Here is a 20,299-nt window from a genome sequence, read left to right as displayed (position 1 = left end):
TTTTGCGTTAACAATTATATAATAATTTAAAAATACCACCATGAAAAGAATTTCAATTATAGCGTTACTTGCACTTGTAATAAGTTCTTGTACAAATGATTCCAGTACAGACGGGAATGTAACCTTGAAAGCCTCTGCGGTGTCCACAACAGGTAAGACTTCTTTAACTGCGCGTACGGCTGCCTCTACAGTAGTTTTGACTGATTTTAAGATTAATATTGGAAATATCGAATTTGAAACCGACATGGATGATGCGATGTACAGTACTGATCCCATATATGATGACGTTAAACTTGTTGGGCCTTTTTTATTGGATTTGCTTGATCCAAACCTAACGTTAAGTCCGTTTATTACCTCTGTAAATGTTCCGAATGCGCGATATGAGGAAATCGAATTTAATTTCGAAAAGTCAACTGTAGTTGGCGAAATGAATGGCAAAACGTATTTGATTAAAGGAACCATAAATGGGAAACCATTTATGATCTGGAGCGATGAGGATGCCGAACTTGAATTGGATTTTGAAGACAATAACAAAGATTTCACAATAAATGGTAATGATATTTCTTTAAATATTAAAATTCAGCTAGATGCTTTGATGAATAAACTAGCAACTTTGGCAAACCAAGGCTTATTGTTAGATACCGATGGAGACGGAGTTATCGAAATTAGTACAGGTACTGATGATAGTCACAATGATATTGGAGACTTCATAAAAGATTTACTAGAACAGGAAACAGATTTAGACGATAAGGATTAATCTTCAATTGGATTGATTTTGTAATAAAAGAGGCTATCTTAATAAGACAGCCTCTTTTTATTTATAATACTATTTAAACTTCAAAATCAAATGCCTAAATTTGCATCTCAAAATAAATCAATACTATGTTCGATAATTTAAGCGATAAACTAGATAAAGCCTTTCATATACTTAAAGGTCACGGAAAAATTACTGAGGTAAATGTAGCAGAAACCTTGAAGGAAGTGCGTCGTGCTTTGCTTGACGCCGATGTTAATTTTAAAATTGCCAAAGATTTTACCACCAAAGTAAAAGAAAAAGCGATTGGTCAGGATGTATTGACTACGCTTCAACCAGGACAATTATTGGTGAAGTTAGTAAAAGATGAATTGACAGAATTGATGGGTGGTGATGTAGCCGGAATTAATCTTTCTGGAAATCCATCGGTTATCTTAATGTCTGGTTTGCAAGGTTCAGGAAAAACGACTTTTTCTGGAAAATTGGCTAATTATCTTTTGACAAAAAAGAACAAAAAACCACTATTAGTAGCATGTGATATATACCGTCCTGCTGCTATTCAGCAATTATATGTAGTAGGAGATTCTATAGGTGTTGAGGTGTATTCAGAGCCTGAAAATAAAAATCCAGTTGAAATTGCTCAAAACGCAATCAAACATGCTAAGGCAAATGGATTTAATGTTGTCATCGTGGATACTGCAGGTCGTTTGGCCGTAGATGAGGAAATGATGAACGAGATTGAACGCGTTCATAAAGCGATTCAGCCAAATGAAACCTTGTTTGTTGTAGATGCAATGACAGGTCAAGATGCGGTAAATACAGCAAAAGCTTTTAACGATAGGTTGAATTTTGATGGGGTAATCTTAACAAAATTAGATGGTGATACACGCGGTGGAGCGGCACTTTCGATTAAAACGATTGTAAACAAACCAATTAAGTTTGTTGGTACAGGCGAAAAAATGGATGCAATTGATGTGTTCTATCCTATTCGTATGGCCGAAAGAATCCTAGGGATGGGAGATGTCGTGTCTTTGGTAGAAAGGGCACAAGAACAATTTGATGAAGAAGAAGCCAGAAAAATCCAAAAGAAAATTGCTAAAAATGAGTTTGGCTTTGATGATTTTCTTTCTCAAATTCAACAAGTAAAGAAAATGGGTAACATGAAAGACTTGGTAGGAATGATACCTGGTGCTTCAAAGGCCATGAAAGATGTCGAGATTGAAGACGATGCCTTCAAACACATTGAAGCTATTATCCATTCTATGACGCCAATAGAAAGAAGTAAGCCTGCTTTGATTGATGTCAAAAGAAAGGCAAGAATTGCAAAGGGTTCTGGAACCAAAATTGAGCAAGTAAATCAGTTGATGAAACAGTTTGATCAGATGAGCAAGATGATGAAAATGATGCAAGGGCCAGGAGGAAAAAACCTCATGAAAATGATGGGCGGAATGAAAGGCGGAATGCCAAACGGAATGCCAGGAATGAAATAAATAAGAGTCAAAAACCGAAAGTCTTAAAGTCGCAATGATTTTAAGACTTTCGGCTTTAATATATTAAACAAACAACAATGCAACTACTAGACGGAAAAAAAACAGCAGAAGACATCAAGAGCGAAATTGCTGTTGAGGTCCAAAAAATGAAAGACAAAGGCGAGAAAGTTCCCCATTTAGCAGCGCTTATAGTAGGGAATGATGGTGCCAGTTTAACTTATGTAGGAAGTAAAGTGAAAGCCTGCGAAAGAGTAGGTTTTGAATCTACACTAGTCAAAATGCCAAGTACTACGACTGAAATCGAATTGCTGAAAAAGATTAAGGAACTGAATGAAAATGATGAAATCGATGGTTTTATTGTTCAGTTGCCACTTCCAGAACAAATTGATGAGCAAAAAGTATTAATGGCCGTTGATCCTAGTAAAGATGTCGATGGATTTCACCCGGAGAACTTCGGAAAAATGGCATTAGACATGACTACCTTTATTCCTGCGACACCTTTCGGAATTTTAGAATTACTAGAGCGTTATGGCGTGGAAACCAAAGGAAAGCATACCGTAGTTATTGGACGCAGCCATATTGTGGGTCGCCCAATGAGCATTTTGATGGGTAGAAAAGGCTTTCCAGGGAATTCGACTGTTACCCTTACACACAGCTACACTAAAAATATTGAAGAAATTACTGTTCAGGCAGATATTATTATTACCGCTTTGGGTGTTCCTAACTATTTAAAGGCAAATATGGTAAAAGAGGGCGTTGTAGTCATTGACGTTGGTATTACACGCGTTCCCGATGAAACGAATGCAAAAGGGTATGTGATTACGGGTGATGTCGATTTTGATCAGGTTAGTGAAAAAGCATCTTTTATTACGCCAGTTCCAGGTGGAGTAGGGCCTATGACAATTGCGATGTTGTTGAAAAATACCCTACTAGCAAGAGAGATGAAAAGAAATAAATAAAATAAATTGTTTGAAAAGTAAGCCTTAAATTATATTTGAGGCTTTTTTTTGTCTTAAGAAGAACTTAAATAAAAGAATTAATGCTTTGTATCTTATTTTAAAGAATACTTTTGCAACACTTAAAGAAATTGATAATGGACGATTATTATTCGGAAATGTTAAATTAATATAGCACTTGAACAGTTTTCAAGAGGCTATACCTAAACCTATAGAATTTTGAAATGAGAGCTTTTTACAAAAACAATAACGGATTATTTGCCATTCCTGAATGGACTCCAAACTGCTGGATTAATATAGAATGTCCTACCGAAGCAGAGAAAAAATATTTACTAGAAGAATTACAAATTCCAGAAGCATTTTATAACGATATCGAAGACATTGACGAAAGACCAAGGATAGAAATTGAAAATGGTTGGACGTTGATTATTATGCGAATTCCGGTGAAAAGCAACGATGTAAAATTGCCCTTTCATACCATTCCTGTTGGAGTTGTGTTTAAAGGTGAAGTTTGCATTACCATCAGTTTTCATCAAACAGAAATGCTTACAGATTTTGTGATTTATACCAATCGGAAAAACATAAATATCAAAGATAATTTTGATTTAGTATTGAAACTACTATTGTCATCGAGTGTTTGGTTTTTGAAATACCTCAAGCAAGTCAATCAAAAAATAAAATTGGCCGAGGATAATCTTGAAAAATCGATCAAGAACGAGGAACTACAAGCGTTGCTTCAAATTGAGAAATGCTTGGTATTTTTTATGACTTCATTGAAAGGGAATGATATTTTATTGCACCGAATCAAGAATATAAAATCCCAAAAAGAACATTTTGATTTGGATTTGCTGGAAGATGTAGAAATTGAATTGCGTCAAGCGCAGGAAACTACTAATATTTACAGCGACATACTAACGGGAACAATGGATGCGTATGCTTCTGTGATTTCGAATAATATGAATACGATTATGAAGCAAATGACTTCGATTTCGATTATCCTGATGATTCCAACCTTGATTGCTAGTTTATACGGAATGAATGTACCCAATGCTTTAGAGAATAATAGGTACGGGATCTGGATTGTGATTGCCGTTTCTATTATGCTTTCGTGCTTTGGAGTATTTTTGTTCAAAAAGAAAAAATGGTTTTGAGAAACATTGTTTAAATAATTTTATTTTTTCTTCTTCCTTTTCTTGGATTATTCATTTAAACATGTAACTTTGTATTTCAAAGTACTTTTATTATGAGTCAAAATAGTCACGAAGATTTAGTTCACATTCGTTCCATGATGGAGCGTTCATCAAGGTTTATTTCCCTTAGCGGATTGTCAGGTGTTTTCGCAGGAATCTTTGCGCTACTTGGTGCGGGTTATGTTGCTTTTTTGTTTGAGTCAAATGAGATGTCTTATTTTGATGGATTGGAGAAAGTGTACAGTGATGATTTGATTGACAAACTAATTGTAGTTGGGATTGTAATTTTAGTTCTTGCGCTTCTTTCTGGATTTCTATTCACTTTTAAAAAGAGTAAAAAAAATAATTTACCAATCTGGACATCCACCACAAAAGTGATGCTTTTGCACTTAGCAATTCCTTTAGTAGTTGGTGGCGTCTTTTGCTTGGCCTTAATATTTCATGGTCTTTTTGTCTTATTAGCGCCATCTACTTTACTTTTTTACGGATTAGCGTTGGTAAATGCAGGTAAGTATACCTACTCAGATATTCAGTATTTAGGTTACTTTCAATTATTTATTGGCAGTGTTTCTTTATTTTTTCTAGGATATGGATTGGTTTTTTGGACCCTTGGTTTTGGAATTCTACACATAGTTTACGGAACGATTATGTTTAAAAAATATAGATAATCATGGGTATTATCGATAAATTAAATAAAGATTTCGAAAGTCGAATCCGATTAGGATTAATGTCTGTATTGATGGTGAACGATTGGATAGACTTTACAGAAATGAAAGCGTTATTAAATACTACTGATGGAAACCTAGCAAGCCACTCTTCTTCATTAGAAAAGTCTGGATACATAGAAGTAAAAAAGGAATTCGTAGGTAAAAAACCAAAAACCTCGTATCGAGTTACCAATATGGGTAGAGCAGCTTTTGTTTCGCACTTAAATAGTCTTGAAAAATTATTCAAATCTAAATAAACCTTTTTTTTTAACTTTTCACTTTGAAATACAAAGTACTTTAAATATATAAACAGAAAAAACAATGAAAATTAAAACTAAAATTAATGATTTTACCAAAAAAATTGGTGTGAAAGCGAGTATAGTAGTTACTTTGTTGAGTCTTATACTTCTCATAAGTTCGCTGGTAGGAAGCGAATTTGATTATGAAAAACTCGAAGTCTTATGTTTTTTTAGCATTATAATTGAATTCCTTTTTGGTGTACTTGTTACATTTAATGCCTTAAAAAACAAAGAAAAATACCAACATCTTATACCTTTTTTATTTCTAAATTGGTTTATTGGTTGCTTCTCCACTAATGTTTTTATTAATATTTTTGAAAACTTACCAATTTGGGTTTTTGTAGTTACTTTCTTGTTTTGCTTATCAAATTTTGCAATTTATAGCAATTTCAAACATAAGTATTTAAATACAGCGCTTTATTTTGCAAACGGAATTTCATATTTACTGATTTTATATTATGCCATTTATCTTATTCCTTTTGCGCCGATTTCTTGTGTTGGTATTTTGGCTTTGGGACTTGGTTTTTATGGACTTGTACCTATGATTGTACTTATCATTCATACAGTAATTTTGATTCAGAACTTTATAGAAAACAGAAAAAATGGATTTGCTTTTGGAATCGGAATCGGAATAGTTTGTATTGGTTTTGCAATTTTTACAGTAGAATTAAATAGGGAAAGTCAAAAGATTTCAAAAAATACCGTTACCAATTCTTTTGAGAAAGTAAATACAGATTTACCTCAATACATTACCATTTCACAGAATCTAAAACCTAATTTTTTTAACGAAATTCTCCTCAAAAAGGATATAGTTTATATTGCTTCTGATAATTTCTTTCAGTTTAGAGGTTTTGATTCTTTTGGAAATAACAAACAATATAATAAGAGAAAAACACATGATCCGATAATAAATCTTGCCTTTTTATTTACGTCAAGACTAGATTTAAGTGCAGATGACAGAATAAATATTTTAAAATCTAATTTTAATAAACGATTGGAGACCGAAGAACAACTGTGGGATGGCAAAGATTTGTTTACAAAAAACATTAAAGAAGACGTGAAAATTTATGCAAATGATCGTTTGGCATATACCGAAATTACTATGGATATCGCCTGTGCAGAAAAAAGTTGGGGTGATAAAGAGGCTATATATTCGTTTCAACTACCCGAAGGGGCAGTAGCCACTTCCTTGTCATTATGGGTAAATGGAATCGAAAGAAAAGGAGTTTTGACTACCAAGGAAAAAGCAAAAAAAGCTTATAATCAAATTGTAGGAGTAGAATATCGAGACCCTTCATTGATGCAATGGAGAGAAGGGAATAAAGTAGTGGTTCGTATTTTTCCAATACGATATGATCTACCCCGAACTTTTAAATGTGGCTTTACTACACCGTTAAAAGTAGAGAACAACACTATAAATTACATAAGTTTGGACATTAAAGGACCTAATACAAATGGGGCCAAAACCATTTCAAGAATTCAGATGGCAGGTAACGAAAAGTTTGTAACTAGTAAAAGGTTTGAATTGGAAAAAGGTTTTTATACAAACGAATCAACAGGTTTAGATGCATGGGAAGCCGAATTACCAATAACTAGTAAAGTATTTTCAACTGCTTTTGTTTGGAAAAATAAAGCGTATAAAATCAACGAAATTCAAAAACAAAAGATAGCTTTCAATCCAAGCGAAATTATTTTGGATTTGAACAGCAGCTGGACAACAAGTGAAATTAAAAAAATAGTAAATCATTCTAATAGCAACTATTTTGTGTGGAATAACAATCAAAAACAAGCGATAAATAGTGCCAATTATGAAACAGTTTTTGCCCAATTCGAAGAGTTGACTTATTCGTTATTACCATTTTATAATCTAAATAAAAATAGTTTAGTTATCACCAAATGTGGTTCTATTTCTGCCAATTTTGAGGAATTAGAAACCTCTGATTATTTGAAAAAATTAAAATCAAATACTTACCTAAAAAATATAAAAGTAATTAATATATCAGAAAACTTGAATCCATTTTGGCAAACCGTAAAAGAGCAAAAAATGGTTTCTTATTTAAAAATTGATTTGAATAATTGTTTGAAATTAATAAAAGAAAATCAATTTATAGAATTCAAAACATTAAAAAATACCATTAATGTTGAACCTGCAAATATTTCTATTCAGGAAACGGAAATAGATTCAAAAATTCAAAATATTGGATCTAATCATATTTATAGAATGTATGCTTTTGGCAAAGTTTTACAAGAACAAGTAACTATACAAAACGACTCTTTGAAGGAAAACCAATTTGTGGATTTAGCGAAAGAGGCCAATATAGTTACTCCAATTTCATCCTTGATTGTTCTAGAAACTGATGAAGATTACAAGAAAAATGGTATCGAAAAAAATGTAAATACGCTTGGAAATGCTTCAATAAATAATGATGGAGCAGTTCCAGAACCACACGAATGGTTATTGATTATCATTGGACTAACGACACTTTTCTTTTATTACAGAAAACAAAAAATGTTGAACTAATGTATAATTTGTTAACTGAATATAAAATAGGAATATGGATTTTTGCAATTTGCTCTCTCTTTGTAATAAATTATAATGTTCTCTTTTTTGGTTTGGACAATGATTTTTTTGGAATCGTTTTTTCTGCTTTGTTATTTGTTTTTGGAAGCAGAAAAACGAATTTCAAAATTAATTATTGGTTAATGGCATTGATTTTTGTTTTAGAGTTTGTAAGTTACAGATTGCGTACAAAATCATTACATTTCTTATCCTTGATTCTCTTTTTATGTTTGATTTTTTATAGTTTTACGGGTAAATTTTCCTTTGTGGCTTTTATTTGTCTTTTATTATTTTCAACAATTTTCAATAAATTTTTCGAACATCTTACTTCTGAAATTAAACAAGGATTGTGTTATGTAGTTTTTTTAACTTTAAAAAACTTTATGACTGTGGATAGGATAGAAGGAGTTAATTTTTATATCAACAATGCCAAAATTACAATTGATACCGCTTGTATGGGATTGTCAATGTTTAAAACGGGTTTATTAACTGGAGCAATTTTATTAACATTAGAAGAAAAAAAGCAAAAAAAATATTTTGGTATTATGCCGATTGTTACTTTTTGTTTTGTTGTGATTGTATTGAATGTATTTTCTAATTATTTCAGAATTGTGACTTTAATTATTTTAGATTGTACACAAGAAAATACATTACATCATTTGGTTGGTTTACTGTGTTTTGGGATATATCAAGTGGTTCCAATGGTGTTGATTATCAACTATTTTAAACCTAAAATAAATGAAATTGAAGTCGCCAATTTTCAATCTAAAAGAATCCCAATTATTCTGACTTTTGTAATGCTATTTATAACTAGTCTGGAAGTTAAAAACCCAAAAAATGATAATTTATTGACGAACCTGAATCCAGAATACAATATTAAAAATGGTATTTGGGTAAATGATGAGGTATTTAAAATAGCTACACCAAATAAACTCATTTATATCAAAACACCATCCCATAAACCACTGATTTGCTGGACTGGAAATGGCTACACAATTATGGAATCCAAAGAGATTTTTTTTAAAAATGAAAAAATATGGTTCAATAAAATGGAAAAAAATGATATTCAATACCAATCCTTATGGTGGTATGAATGCGGTGGGAAAAAATACACCTCATTTCTAGAAGTAATGTGTATGAAATTGATTTATAACCAGCCGATTCGATTGATAAATGAAACGAGTAGATTGTTATAATGTTTTTGGAGTAAAAATAGAAGTTGTCTCAAATATATTTTTTAATACAGTAGCTTTACCTTTTAATAATCTCCCTTTTTCTTAAAACGAGGATCGTCTCTTTTTATAAATTCAGTTCTTTTTCTAGAAACTTCAATTTTTTCAGGCTTTGGTAAACTGGCTTCCTCGGTTTTGCTTGATGGTTCAATGAGTTCGTTAAGTTCTTTGATTTCTGCATCAGTTAAATCACGGAATCTGCCAACAGGAATATCTAGCGATATATTGATAATTCGGATGCGCTTCAAAGCAATAACGTCATAACCCAAATACTCACACATTCTGCGAATTTGACGGTTTAAACCTTGTGTTAAAATGATTTTGAATGTGGTCGAGCTTATTTTTTCTACCTTACATTTTCGGGTGACCGTGTCTAAAATAGGCACGCCATTACTCATTTTTTCAATAAAACGATCGGTAATCAATTTGTTAACCGTTACCGTATATTCTTTTTCGTGATTGTTTCTAGCACGAAGAATTTTGTTGACAATATCGCCGTCATTTGTCATAAAAATCAACCCTTCAGATGCTTTGTCTAAACGACCGATAGGGAAAATGCGAGTAGGATAGTTAATATAATCTACAATATTACCACGAACCTCTAAGTTGGTTGTGCATTCAATTCCTACAGGTTTATTGAAAGCTAAATAAATAGATTGCTCTCTTTTTTCTCGGATCAGTTTTCCATCAATACGCACTTCGTCATGTGGAGAAACTTTCGTGCCTAATTCTGGGACAACACCATTGATGGTAACTCGACCTTCTTCAATGATTTTATCAGCTTCTCGTCGAGAGCAATATCCCGTTTCTCCTATGAATTTATTGAGGCGTTTTAGATTATCTTCCATGATGCAAAAGTAATCATTTTGATAATTAGATACTATTTAAAGTTGATTTGAAAAGTATTGTTTCAAAGATGCTCAAAAATGTAACGCAGCTAAAGTGAATTTTTTTTTGAAAGAAATCATAAAAAACTTCGTGCTGCTTTGTGTTTCCTTTGTGAATCTTTGCGAAACAGTTTTTTTAAAATTAATCAAATAAAAAATCAGATACCTTTCTATACAGTTCATCGTCATGCATGCTGTGCCCTAAACCTTTAGTTTCAATAAAAATTGCATTTCTCCAAGCAGCCGCTATTTTTTTTCCTTCTTCAAATAATACTACAGCATCGTCAATATCATGAGCGATTAGTCCTTTTATATTTATTTTGGATGCAAATAGTTTACCTGAAAAATGTTCTAGCTGTAGGTTGAAATGGTGCAAATAATGTGCCTCTAAGGATTTTGTAATTTTAGCATTCAAGCTTAATAAGGCAATATAATTGTTCAAGATAATTTTGAAATCGCTAGGTGAACCTAAAATCACCATTTTTTTCAGGGAATCACTTTGATAAACCGATTGGTAATACAAACACGTTTTTCCACCAAGTGAATGGCCTATTAAGTACTGAGGTTTGAATTTTTCGACAGCAATATGAATGAATTCTGCATATTTTGGAATACTAAATTCTTTTCCGCTAGACAATCCATGTGCAGGACCGTCAATGGCAATTATAGTACTTCCAGATTTTTTTAAATATGGCAGTAAATTTTCCCAGCGAGATGCATTACTTTCCCAACCATGAACCAAAAGAATTACGGTATCATTTCCCTGCCATGAATAAGTTTGAAAGGAATGTTCTTTGTGTTGAAAGGTCTCGGATTTTGCTTCTTGTAGAATTTTAGGAAGCCCGGTTTGAGATAATTTACCTTCTCGAGGTTCACTAAAAAAAGCGTACGCTAATTGCGAAGCTTTTTTAGGAAATACAAAACTCAAGATGTTAATGTATAATCCAATGGATTTAGTGAGTATGAAATATATTATTTTTTTCATAAAAAAAAGTCCCGATGTGGATCGGGACTCAAATGAATTTAGAATTTTGAAAACAATTGTTCCATTTTCTCTTTTTCTTCTTCAGCCAATACGCTGTCTACTAATATTCTTCCGGAATGTTCATCCGTAATAATTTTTTTTCTAGAAGCAATTTCAACTTGTGTCTGTGGAGGAATCGTAAAGAACGATCCTGCAGATGCACCTCTCTCAATAGAAACTACAGCTAAACCATTGCGAACACTTGTTCTAATTCTCGTGTAAGCAGCTAATAATCTTGCTTCGATTAAGTTTTGGTATTCAATTGATTTCTCAGATAGGAATGCCTCTTCCTTAGCAGTTTCTGCCATGATTGCATCCAATTCTGATTTTTTATGCTTTAAGTGATTTGACTTTGCTTCTAATCTTTCTTTAGAATTTGCAATTACTTCTTTCTTATGTTCAATAGAAGCTTTCATTTCTTTAATTTGCTTCTCAGATAATTGAATTTCTAATTCTTGAAATTCAACCTCTTTTGTCAACGAATTAAATTCTCTGTTGTTACGAACTGTTTCTTGTTGTTTCGTATATTTTTTGATAGCCTCTTTGTGCTCATCAATTGCATTCTTTTTTACTTTGATAAGATCTTCAACAACTTCAAGTTCACTTTTCAATTTTTCTGAACGTGTGCTTAAACCCGCCACTTCATCTTCTAAATCTTCAACTTCTAAAGGAAGTTCTCCTCTTACGTTTCTGATTTCGTCAATTCTAGAGTCAATAAGCTGTAAATCGTAAATTGCTCTTAACTTGTCTTCAACACTTAATTCTTTCGTATTCGCCATATTCTATAAGTACTTAACTGGATTTGAATTTTCTTCTGATAAAATAACTGCAAAATTAAGGATTTTTTTCCGAAGATACTCAACAATATAATTTTTTGTATAGCGTTCACTTTCAAAATGTCCAATATCGGCTAATAGCAGTTGGTTTTCGGCTTCATAAAACTGATGATACTTCAAATCGGCGGTCAAATAAGCATCTGCTCCCGCTTGAATGGCGTTTTTTATGGCAAAACTTCCTGCTCCACCTAAAACAGCCACTTTTTTGATTTCCTTTCCTATAAAATCCGAATGACGAATTCCGCCACAGTGCATTTTTTCTTTTACGTAAAGTAGAAAATCTTTTTCTTTCATGGGGGTTTGTAATTCCCCGATCATTCCCAAACCAATATTCTGGTGTTTGTTTTCTAAATTATAGATTTCATAAGCCACTTCCTCATATAAATGACTTTTAAATAAAGCTTTTAGGATTTTATTTTCGAGATGCTTCTCAAAAGTGACCTCGATTTTAATCTCGTTAGCTTGCACAAACTCAAATCGTTCTCCTATTTCTGGATTACTCTGCTCGTTTCCTCTGTAAGTTCCTGTTCCCTTCGAATTGAAACTGCAATTTTCATAATTCCCGATAGTTCCTGCTCCAGCATCAAACAAGGCATTACGCACTGTTTCGGCATTTTCAGGAATCGTGTAGGTTACTAATTTTCGAATAAAATGTTCTTTCGGAATAAGGATTCGGGTGTTTATTAATCCAAGTGCGTCACTAAATATTTTATTTACACCTTCTTGATGATTGTCTAAAGCGGTGTGAACGGCATAAATGGCAATATCATTTTTTATGGCTTTGATAATGGCGCGTTCGACATAGTTTTTCCCTGTTATTTTTTTTAAACCTGAAAATAATATGGGATGAAAGCAAACCACCAGATTACAATTTTTTGCAATCGCTTCGTCAATTATATTGTCTAGTGCATCGTGACAAACTAAAATACCTGTTGCATCTGATTCTTGATCTCCAACCAATAAACCCACATTGTCAAAGTCTTCGGCGTAGGCGAGAGGTGCCATTTCTTCCAGTACAGTAATTATTTCTTTGATTTTCATTGGGCGGTTTATTGATGGTTTAAAGCGGCTTTTTCTACTAAACAAATTAACGAAATAACAAATCAACTTTAAAATAAAATATTCTACTTTCGTGAAATGAATTTACTGCGAAAATTACTGTTTCCGTTTTCCGTTTTATATGGTTTGATCACGAGTATGCGGAATTTTTTTTTCGATACAGGGATTTTAAAATCGTACTCTTTTGATTTGCCTGTTATTGCTGTTGGGAATCTTAGCGTTGGTGGAACCGGAAAAACACCTCAAATCGAATATTTAATTCGGTTGCTATCAGATCAATATAAAGTAGCCACATTAAGCCGAGGTTATAAAAGACAATCTAAAGGTTTTATTTTGGCTCAAGCCAATACCAATGCGGAAATTCTGGGAGACGAACCTTTTCAGTTTTTTGAAAAATTCGAACAAATTCAGGTAGCTGTTGATGCAGATAGAAAAAATGGAATAGAACAACTACTTTTGCAACCCGAAAAGCCAGAAGTGGTATTACTCGATGATGCTTTTCAGCACCGAAAGGTTAAGGCAGGATTTCATATTTTACTGACTTCCTATGATGATTTGTATTCAGATGATTGGATACTACCCACTGGAAATTTACGTGAAAGTAGAAGTGGAGCTAAAAGGGCGAATGTAATTATTATAACGAAGTGTCCCGCAGATCTTTCGATCGAGGAACAAAAAGAAATTAAAAGCCGATTAAAAGTTGCATCAGATCAAGAAGTATACTTTACCTATGTAACCTACGACACTTTTGTGTACAACGAAAAAAGTAAAAAGCAGGTATTTGATATACAATCAGTTGCTAAAGTGCTGATTGCAGGAATTGCAAAACCAGAACCGTTTTTTGCCAATTTAAAAGATACAGATGATGTCTGTTTGTCTTTTCCAGACCATCATAATTTTAACGAAAAAGACATTTTAGAAATTAAAAATTTAGCTCAAAACAAAATTATTATAACTACCGAAAAAGATTATGTACGACTAAAAGGAAGATTGCCAAGTGAGCAACTTTTCTATTTACCGATACAAAGTGACTTTCTTTCAAGTGAAGATTTTGATGCAGTTGAAGAAACAAAAAAATTTAATAAAACAATTATAGAATATGTGGGAACAAGTACAAGAAACCGTTAACCAGATTAAGGAGAAAATCGATTTTACACCAGAATACGGTGTAATTTTAGGTTCAGGATTAGGGAATTTTACAGATGAAATGGAAGTGGCGTATACGTTACCGTATGATGAAATTATAAATTTTCCAGTTTCAACAGTTCAGGGACATAAAGGAGCATTGGTTTTTGGGAGCATTGGAGATAAAAAAATAGTAGCAATGCAAGGCCGTTTTCATTTTTATGAAGGCTATTCGATGACTGAGGTGACTTTTCCGGTACGAGTGATGAAATTTTTAGGAGTTGAAAAATTAGTGGTTTCTAATGCTTCTGGTGGTGTAAATCCTAATTATAAAGTGGGTTCTATTGTTATGATTACAGACCACATCAATATGACTCCAGAACATCCTTTGCGTGGAAAAAATGACGAACGTTTTGGACCAAGGTTTGTAAATATGAGCGAACCCTATTCGAGAAAAATGATTTCAAAAGTGACTGAAATTGCAAAAGAATTGAATATTGAAGTCCAAGAGGGAATATATTTAGGGTTGCAAGGACCTACTTTTGAAACTCTTGCAGAATACAAAATGGTTAAAATCCTAGGTGCAGATTGCGTGGGAATGTCAACAGTACCAGAAGTAATTGTAGCGCGTCACATGGACTTAGAAACCTTTGGGATTTCAGTAATTACTGATATGGGTGATGCAGAAAGTATAGGTACGATTTCACACGATGAAGTTCTTGAAGCTGCAAAAAATGCAGAACCTAAAGTAAGAAGCTTGATAAAGGAATTGATTTTAAACTATTAGGTTATATGTGCTCAGCAATAATCCTATAAAATTCATCGGGTATGAACGGTTTTGTAATCACATCGTTCATGCCAAATGACAATAATAAGTCACGATTTTCTAGCAATGAAATTGCAGTTAGTGCAATAATTGGTGTCTTACTATTAAAGCGTCGTATGGTTTCAGTTGCGATGGTGCCATTTATGCCAGGCAAGTGTACATCCATAAGTACTAAGTCAAATATTTTATTTTTTAATACATCAATTGCTTCCTCGCCATTGTCAATGATTTCACAAGTGATGCCTTTACTTACGAGCATTTTCTTAGTTATCATCTGATTGATTTTATTATCCTCAACCACAAGAATCTTTTTATTCATTAATTTAGAAGCGTCATATTTTACAAGAGGTTTGTCTTCTAATTGTGATTCCTGCAGTGTACTTATTGGGAAATCTAACGAAAAGTAAAAGGAAGATCCTTCTCCCACAATACTCTTAAGTTGGATATTGCCTCCAAGAATTTTAATTAATTTTTTCACAATAGTTAAACCCAATCCTGTACCACCATATTTACGATTTACTTCAATAGAGCCTTGAGAAAAGCTATCAAAAACAGTAGCTAATTTATCTTCAGGTATTCCAATTCCAGTATCTGTTATTTCAAAATACAATGTGGCTTTTGAATTTTTTAATTGCTGTAGATTTGCGAAAACAGTAACCGATCCGTTTTTGGTAAATTTTAAAGCATTATTAATTAAATTCAGAATAATTTGAGATAATTTTGTGGGGTCGCCTATTAAATAATCAGGGATTTCGGGGTCGACTTCTAGACAAAAAGTATTGTTGTTAACAACTGCCAGCTCTTTTAAAGAATGTTTAATATCCTCTAATAATTTTTTGAGATTAAAAGTAGTGTATTCAATTTCGATAGTATCGGACTCAATTTTATTTATTTCCAAAATTTCGTTGATGAATTTCGTTAAATAATCTCCTGAAAACTTTAGGGAGGACAGATAATCCAATTGTGTTTTCTTCGGATTTTCTTCTAATAATAAATGAGTAATTCCGTTGATAGCGTTTAAAGGTGTCCTAAGCTCATGACTTACTGTTGATAAAAATTCAGACCTCGCTTTCGAGGCCTTTTCGGCTTTGTTTTTGGCAATTTCTAGTTCTTGGTTTTTGTCTTGTAATAACAAGTTAGACTTATTTCTAATAATATTATTTCGGTATAAAGACAAGCTTAATAGGGATAATATTGAAATCAAGGCTATTGCAAAAATACTTATTAACTTAGTAAATTTAGTAGTCTTTTCCTGTTCTTTGTTCTGATAATTGATTTGTGCAATTTCTTTCAATTTCTCAGATTCCTTAAACTTTTGATAATCGTCGATGCCCAATCTTTCATTATCTAAAATGGAAATGCTTTCTTTTAAATTTAAATGTTGTTTTAAATAGAAGTAGGCATTGGTCTTGTCTAATGTTTTTTCATACACTTCGCTTAAGGCCAGTAAAATCTTTGATTTTTGTTCTGAGTTTTTTGTTTTACTGTTTAACTCTACAGCTTTATTGAGGTAGTTTATAGCTAGATTATTTCTGTTTCGGCTGGCTTCAATTATCCCGATTTGGTAGGAGGCTTCGCTTTTAGTGTTGATTATAGCGACCTTGTCCGATTTGGCAAGTATCGTTTTGAAGGAAGCTAAAGCTAAATCTATATTATTACTGGCCTTGTACAGCAACCCATTTTGAAGTTGTAATAATTCATCAAAATTAGTAATTCCTAATTGAGTATTGACAGATTTTGCTTTTTCAAAGTATGCCGCAGCTTGTGGGTATTTTTTTTTTTGCATGTAGCAAAGCCCAGTATGGTAATAAGTAGCCGATTGTTGAGGGCTAGGACCAAAATTAGAGAATAACATAGCACTTTTTAAAAAAGCTTCTGTCGCATCATCGTATTTTTTTAAATCTAAATAAATTTTTCCGAGGGTAAAAGTTTGCTTTGCTTGGTCTTTAATATTTTTGTTTTTTGCAGCAAACCGGATAGCTTTTTGGCTATTGAATAAGGCCTCTTTGTAATTGTTCGATTGGATTTCGGTCTTGCTTAAATTGCTATAGTATGTTGTGCTGTCAACTCTCTCATTGGGCTGAGCTTGTAATGATGTATAAAAAACAACAATAAAAGCAAAAATATACTTCATGTATAGCAACGTTTTTTATTTAAATTATTTACGTTTTGGTAAGTAAAATTAAATCAATAATCCGTGAGGAATATCCAATTTCATTATCATACCATCCTACTACTTTTACCATTTTATCTATAACTGAAGTAAGTTGTGCATCAAATATACAAGAATTTTTGTTGCCAATTACATCAACAGATACAATAGGATCTTCTGTATAGTCTAAAATACCTTTAAGATTAGTTTGTGCAGCTGTTTTGAAAGCTGCATTAATCTCTTCTATTGATACTGTGCGTTTTACATTAAAAGTAATATCGGTCAATGAGCCATCAGGTACAGGTACTCGTATCCCACATCCACCTATTTTACCTTCAAACTCAGGAAATATTTTTGTTAATGCTTTGGCAGCTCCTGTAGTTGTAGGAACGATAGATTGACTTGCTCCACGAGCACGACGTAAATCTTTGTGCGGTTGATCGTGTAAACTTTGGTCTGTTGTGTAGGAGTGAATAGTTGTTATATAGGCCTGTTCAATTCCGCACAGATCGTTGATGACTTTAATCATGGGTGCGGCGTTATTAGTTGTACAACTTGCATTTGAAATAATGGTTTCGCCTCCGTCTAAAATGCCTTCGTTTACTCCAAGTACAACAGTTTTTATACTGTCAACTTCAGATGGTGCTGAAAGAATTACTTTCTTGGCTCCAGCTGTAATATGGGAATTTAATTCATCAAAGGTTTTGTACTTGCCGGTTGATTCCACTACATAATCAATGTTTAAACTTTTCCAGTCTAAATTTGATATTTTTTTTTCATGAAAAAATAAAAAGTGTTTTCCGTCTACTAGAATTCCTTTTTCGTCATGGCTTGCCGTAAATGGTAAAACTCCATGTATACTGTCGTACTTAATTAAGTGCGCCATTGTTTTTTTATCTGCAATATCGTTTATGGCAACAACTTCTATTGAGGGATGGTTTATTAGCAATCGGAATAAATTTCTACCGATTCTTCCAAAACCGTTTATGGCAATTCTTGTTTTCAAATGGATATGATTATTCGTTTATTCGTTTATTTGGTTAACCGATTAAACAAATAAACGAACAAACTATTTATAAAATGTGTTTTTGTGCTTTGTATGAAGAACGAACTAATGGGCCGCTTTCAACATGTCGGAAGCCCAATTCTAAACCAAATTGCTCGTATTTTGCAAATTGTTCAGGCGTAATAAATTCCTTCACGGGCAAGTGTTTTTTACTGGGTTGCAAATATTGACCGATAGTTACAATATCAACATTGGCATCACGTAAATCTCTCATGGTTTGGTAAACTTCTTCCTCTTGTTCGCCAAGTCCAAGCATGATTCCTGACTTTGTTCTGTTGATTCCCTTTTCTTTCAAGTAACGCAACACTTCTAAGCTTCGATCGTATTTTGCTTGAATTCGTACTTCACGCGTTAATCGACGTACCGTCTCCATATTATGCGAAACTACTTCAGGGTTGGCCTCTACGATGCGATCTATATTTCTTTCTATGCCTTGAAAATCACCTATCAACGTTTCTAGCGTGGTGTTTGGGTTCATTCTACGAATGGCTTTCACGGTTTCTATCCAAATAATAGACCCGCCATCTTTCAAATCATCTCTGTCAACGCTTGTTACTACTGCATGTTTAATGTTCATGATTTTGATAGAACGCGCCACTTTTTCTGGTTCGTCCCAGTCAACAGTTTCGGGTCTTCCGGTTTTTACACCGCAAAATCCGCAAGAACGTGTACACACATTTCCTAATATCATAAAGGTTGCGGTTCCTTCGCCCCAGCATTCTCCCATATTTGGGCAACTTCCTGAGGTGCAAATGGTATTCAAGTTGTATTTGTCTACTAAGCCACGAAGTTCTGTGTATTTCTGGCCTATTGGAAGTTTTACCTTCAACCATTTTGGTTTAGCTACGTTTAGTTCGCCTTTGCCCAGAGTTCCTTGCGGTAAAATATTTTCTAAAACAGTTTCCATATATCAATTTTCAAAGCACAAAGATAAGTAAACTTGTTAAGAAATTAGATTTTAGAATTAGGATTTAAGAGCCTAAAGTAGAATTGTTTTAAGCTGTATTTACTAGACCAAGCCCGAAGGATGAGTTTAAATGTATCATTTGCTTTTGCTTTTATTCCATCTGTAATATATGGAGGAGAGATGCTTATTGGGGTCATTAAAATAATATTTAAGAACTAATCGTACAAGTAACTTTTGTAGCTTGTATGCTAGCACGTTTTAATCCTGTTATTTTAGGTAGATTTTTATTTTTTTTGAAATATTAAAAAATGGTACATTTGAAATTTAAAAACAATAGCTTATGAAAAATAAATCAATACTTATTGCAGCATTATTGGTGTTACTAGGGTTTTTTAAAGCCAATGCACAAATCAATTTTGGAGAAAGGGCATTGGGAGCCCTGCAAAAAGGAGCAGCAGGATTAATATTTAGTGATGCTGATGCAGCAGCTTTATCTAAAGCAGCTGTAGATAAAATGGACTCGGAACACATTATTGCTGGACTTAAAGATCCCTACACTTTAAGGCTCAATAAAGTTTTTGGTAAATATACTTCTGGAGATGGATATACTCTAAATTACAAAGTGTATAAGTTAAATGAAGTTAATGCATTTGCAACTGCTGATGGTAGTGTGCGTGTTTACAGTGGTTTGATGGATGTAATGGATGACAATGAATTGCTTGCCGTCATTGGTCACGAGATTGGTCATGTCGCTAATCATGATTCTCGTGATGCCATTAAAGCTGCTTACAAAAAGGAAGCGCTTGTAGATGCAGTGGCTTCACAATCAAATAAAGTGGCGGCCATTACAGACAGTCAATTAGCTAAAATTGCTAGTGTAGTGATTGATAATAAGCACAGTAGAAAGCAAGAGTCAGAAGCGGATGAGTTCTCTTATAATTTTATGAAAAAAAACGGGTATAACGTGAATGCTGTTTCTTCTGCATTTTCTATTATAGCAAAAATGAGTGAAGGTGCTCAAGCTTCTTTTTTGGATAAAATGATGAGTTCGCATCCTGATCCTAAAGAAAGAGCAGAAATAGCTAGACAAAGAGCGGAAAATGATGGATTGTACAAACCATATGTGCAACAAACAAAAGGTACTGCTAAATCGAAAACAGTTAAGCCAACAACAGCAAAAAAGAAAAAGTAAACCTTTTTTGAGATGGCAAAAAAAAAGCAGAATTTTT

Annotated in this window: 19 protein-coding genes; 11 read left to right on the top strand and 8 right to left on the bottom strand. The window is 33.2% G+C overall.

The window, feature by feature from the left end; all coding sequences use genetic code 11:
• Positions 1-40 precede the first annotated feature (40 nt).
• From AC061C_RS02305 to xrtN, 8 genes are all read left to right on the top strand, one after another.
• Complete coding sequence (locus AC061C_RS02305; RefSeq protein ID WP_478289856.1) at positions 41-757, top strand: hypothetical protein; 717 nt, start codon at positions 41-43, stop codon at positions 755-757.
• A gap of 125 nt (positions 758-882) precedes the next feature.
• The gene (gene ffh / locus AC061C_RS02300; RefSeq protein WP_309756915.1) at positions 883-2,244 is read left to right on the top strand and encodes a signal recognition particle protein; all 1,362 of its coding nucleotides are present in this window, start codon (positions 883-885) and stop codon (positions 2,242-2,244) included.
• A gap of 77 nt (positions 2,245-2,321) precedes the next feature.
• Positions 2,322-3,203, top strand: a complete 882-nt coding sequence (locus AC061C_RS02295) for a bifunctional 5,10-methylenetetrahydrofolate dehydrogenase/5,10-methenyltetrahydrofolate cyclohydrolase (protein ID WP_417945716.1) — start codon at positions 2,322-2,324, stop codon at positions 3,201-3,203.
• Positions 3,204-3,424: 221 nt separating this feature from the next.
• Positions 3,425-4,351, top strand: coding sequence for a magnesium transporter CorA family protein (locus tag AC061C_RS02290; RefSeq protein WP_478289855.1), 927 nt, complete (start codon positions 3,425-3,427; stop codon positions 4,349-4,351).
• 92 nt (positions 4,352-4,443) lie between these two features.
• Positions 4,444-5,058, top strand: coding sequence for a hypothetical protein (locus AC061C_RS02285; protein WP_478289854.1), 615 nt, complete (start codon positions 4,444-4,446; stop codon positions 5,056-5,058).
• 2 nt (positions 5,059-5,060) lie between these two features.
• Positions 5,061-5,354, top strand: coding sequence for a winged helix-turn-helix domain-containing protein (locus AC061C_RS02280; RefSeq protein WP_417945710.1), 294 nt, complete (start codon positions 5,061-5,063; stop codon positions 5,352-5,354).
• A 64-nt stretch (positions 5,355-5,418) separates the two neighbouring features.
• On the top strand, positions 5,419-7,917 hold the full coding sequence (locus AC061C_RS02275) for an XrtN-dependent VIT domain-containing protein (RefSeq protein ID WP_478289853.1): 2,499 nt from the start codon (positions 5,419-5,421) through the stop codon (positions 7,915-7,917).
• Positions 7,848-9,152: an exosortase N gene (gene xrtN / locus AC061C_RS02270; RefSeq protein WP_478289852.1), complete on the top strand. Its 1,305-nt coding sequence runs from the start codon at positions 7,848-7,850 to the stop codon at positions 9,150-9,152. Before AC061C_RS02275 ends, xrtN begins: the two co-directional genes overlap by 70 nt.
• Positions 9,153-9,214: 62 nt before the next feature.
• Here xrtN and rluF read toward each other — a convergent pair whose 3' ends face one another.
• The 4 genes from rluF to AC061C_RS02250 all read right to left on the bottom strand — a co-directional run bounded on the left by rluF (position 9,215) and on the right by AC061C_RS02250 (position 12,976).
• A complete protein-coding gene (gene rluF / locus AC061C_RS02265) occupies positions 9,215-10,036 on the bottom strand; it encodes a 23S rRNA pseudouridine(2604) synthase RluF (protein ID WP_478289851.1) in 822 nt (273 codons plus the stop codon).
• Between the two features lie 181 nt (positions 10,037-10,217).
• Positions 10,218-11,060, bottom strand: a complete 843-nt coding sequence (locus AC061C_RS02260) for an alpha/beta fold hydrolase (protein WP_478289850.1) — start codon at positions 11,058-11,060, stop codon at positions 10,218-10,220.
• A gap of 38 nt (positions 11,061-11,098) precedes the next feature.
• Positions 11,099-11,878, bottom strand: a complete 780-nt coding sequence (locus tag AC061C_RS02255) for a zinc ribbon domain-containing protein (RefSeq protein WP_309758218.1) — start codon at positions 11,876-11,878, stop codon at positions 11,099-11,101.
• A 3-nt stretch (positions 11,879-11,881) separates the two neighbouring features.
• The gene (locus AC061C_RS02250) at positions 11,882-12,976 is read right to left on the bottom strand and encodes a Nif3-like dinuclear metal center hexameric protein (protein ID WP_478289849.1); all 1,095 of its coding nucleotides are present in this window, start codon (positions 12,974-12,976) and stop codon (positions 11,882-11,884) included.
• Positions 12,977-13,072: 96 nt separating this feature from the next.
• Between AC061C_RS02250 and lpxK the strand changes: the two genes are divergently transcribed.
• Both lpxK and AC061C_RS02240 read left to right on the top strand, forming a co-directional pair.
• A complete protein-coding gene (lpxK, locus tag AC061C_RS02245; protein ID WP_478289848.1) occupies positions 13,073-14,122 on the top strand; it encodes a tetraacyldisaccharide 4'-kinase in 1,050 nt (349 codons plus the stop codon).
• Entirely contained in the window at positions 14,094-14,906 is an 813-nt protein-coding gene (locus tag AC061C_RS02240; RefSeq protein WP_478289847.1) for a purine-nucleoside phosphorylase, read from the top strand. The genes lpxK and AC061C_RS02240 overlap by 29 nt, the downstream gene beginning before the upstream one ends.
• Before the next feature lies 1 nt (position 14,907).
• Here AC061C_RS02240 and AC061C_RS02235 read toward each other — a convergent pair whose 3' ends face one another.
• The 4 genes from AC061C_RS02235 to AC061C_RS02220 form a co-directional block, all read right to left on the bottom strand.
• Entirely contained in the window at positions 14,908-17,079 is a 2,172-nt protein-coding gene (locus tag AC061C_RS02235) for a tetratricopeptide repeat-containing hybrid sensor histidine kinase/response regulator (RefSeq protein WP_478289846.1), read from the bottom strand.
• A gap of 28 nt (positions 17,080-17,107) precedes the next feature.
• Positions 17,108-18,103 carry a type I glyceraldehyde-3-phosphate dehydrogenase gene (gap, locus tag AC061C_RS02230; protein WP_478289845.1) on the bottom strand — a complete coding sequence of 332 codons (996 nt, stop codon included), beginning with the start codon at positions 18,101-18,103 and terminating at the stop codon, positions 17,108-17,110.
• A gap of 67 nt (positions 18,104-18,170) precedes the next feature.
• Positions 18,171-19,070: a lipoyl synthase gene (gene lipA / locus AC061C_RS02225; RefSeq protein ID WP_478289844.1), complete on the bottom strand. Its 900-nt coding sequence runs from the start codon at positions 19,068-19,070 to the stop codon at positions 18,171-18,173.
• 44 nt (positions 19,071-19,114) lie between these two features.
• Complete coding sequence (locus AC061C_RS02220) at positions 19,115-19,267, bottom strand: hypothetical protein (protein WP_478289843.1); 153 nt, start codon at positions 19,265-19,267, stop codon at positions 19,115-19,117.
• 143 nt (positions 19,268-19,410) lie between these two features.
• Here AC061C_RS02220 and AC061C_RS02215 point away from each other — a divergent pair, with 143 nt between their 5' ends.
• Complete coding sequence (locus AC061C_RS02215) at positions 19,411-20,262, top strand: M48 family metalloprotease (protein ID WP_478289842.1); 852 nt, start codon at positions 19,411-19,413, stop codon at positions 20,260-20,262.
• The last annotated feature ends 37 nt before the right edge of the window (positions 20,263-20,299 follow it).

The sequence above is a fragment of the Flavobacterium sp. GNP010 genome (assembly GCF_056428945.1).
This window is presented reverse-complemented; position numbering and strand designations above follow the sequence as displayed.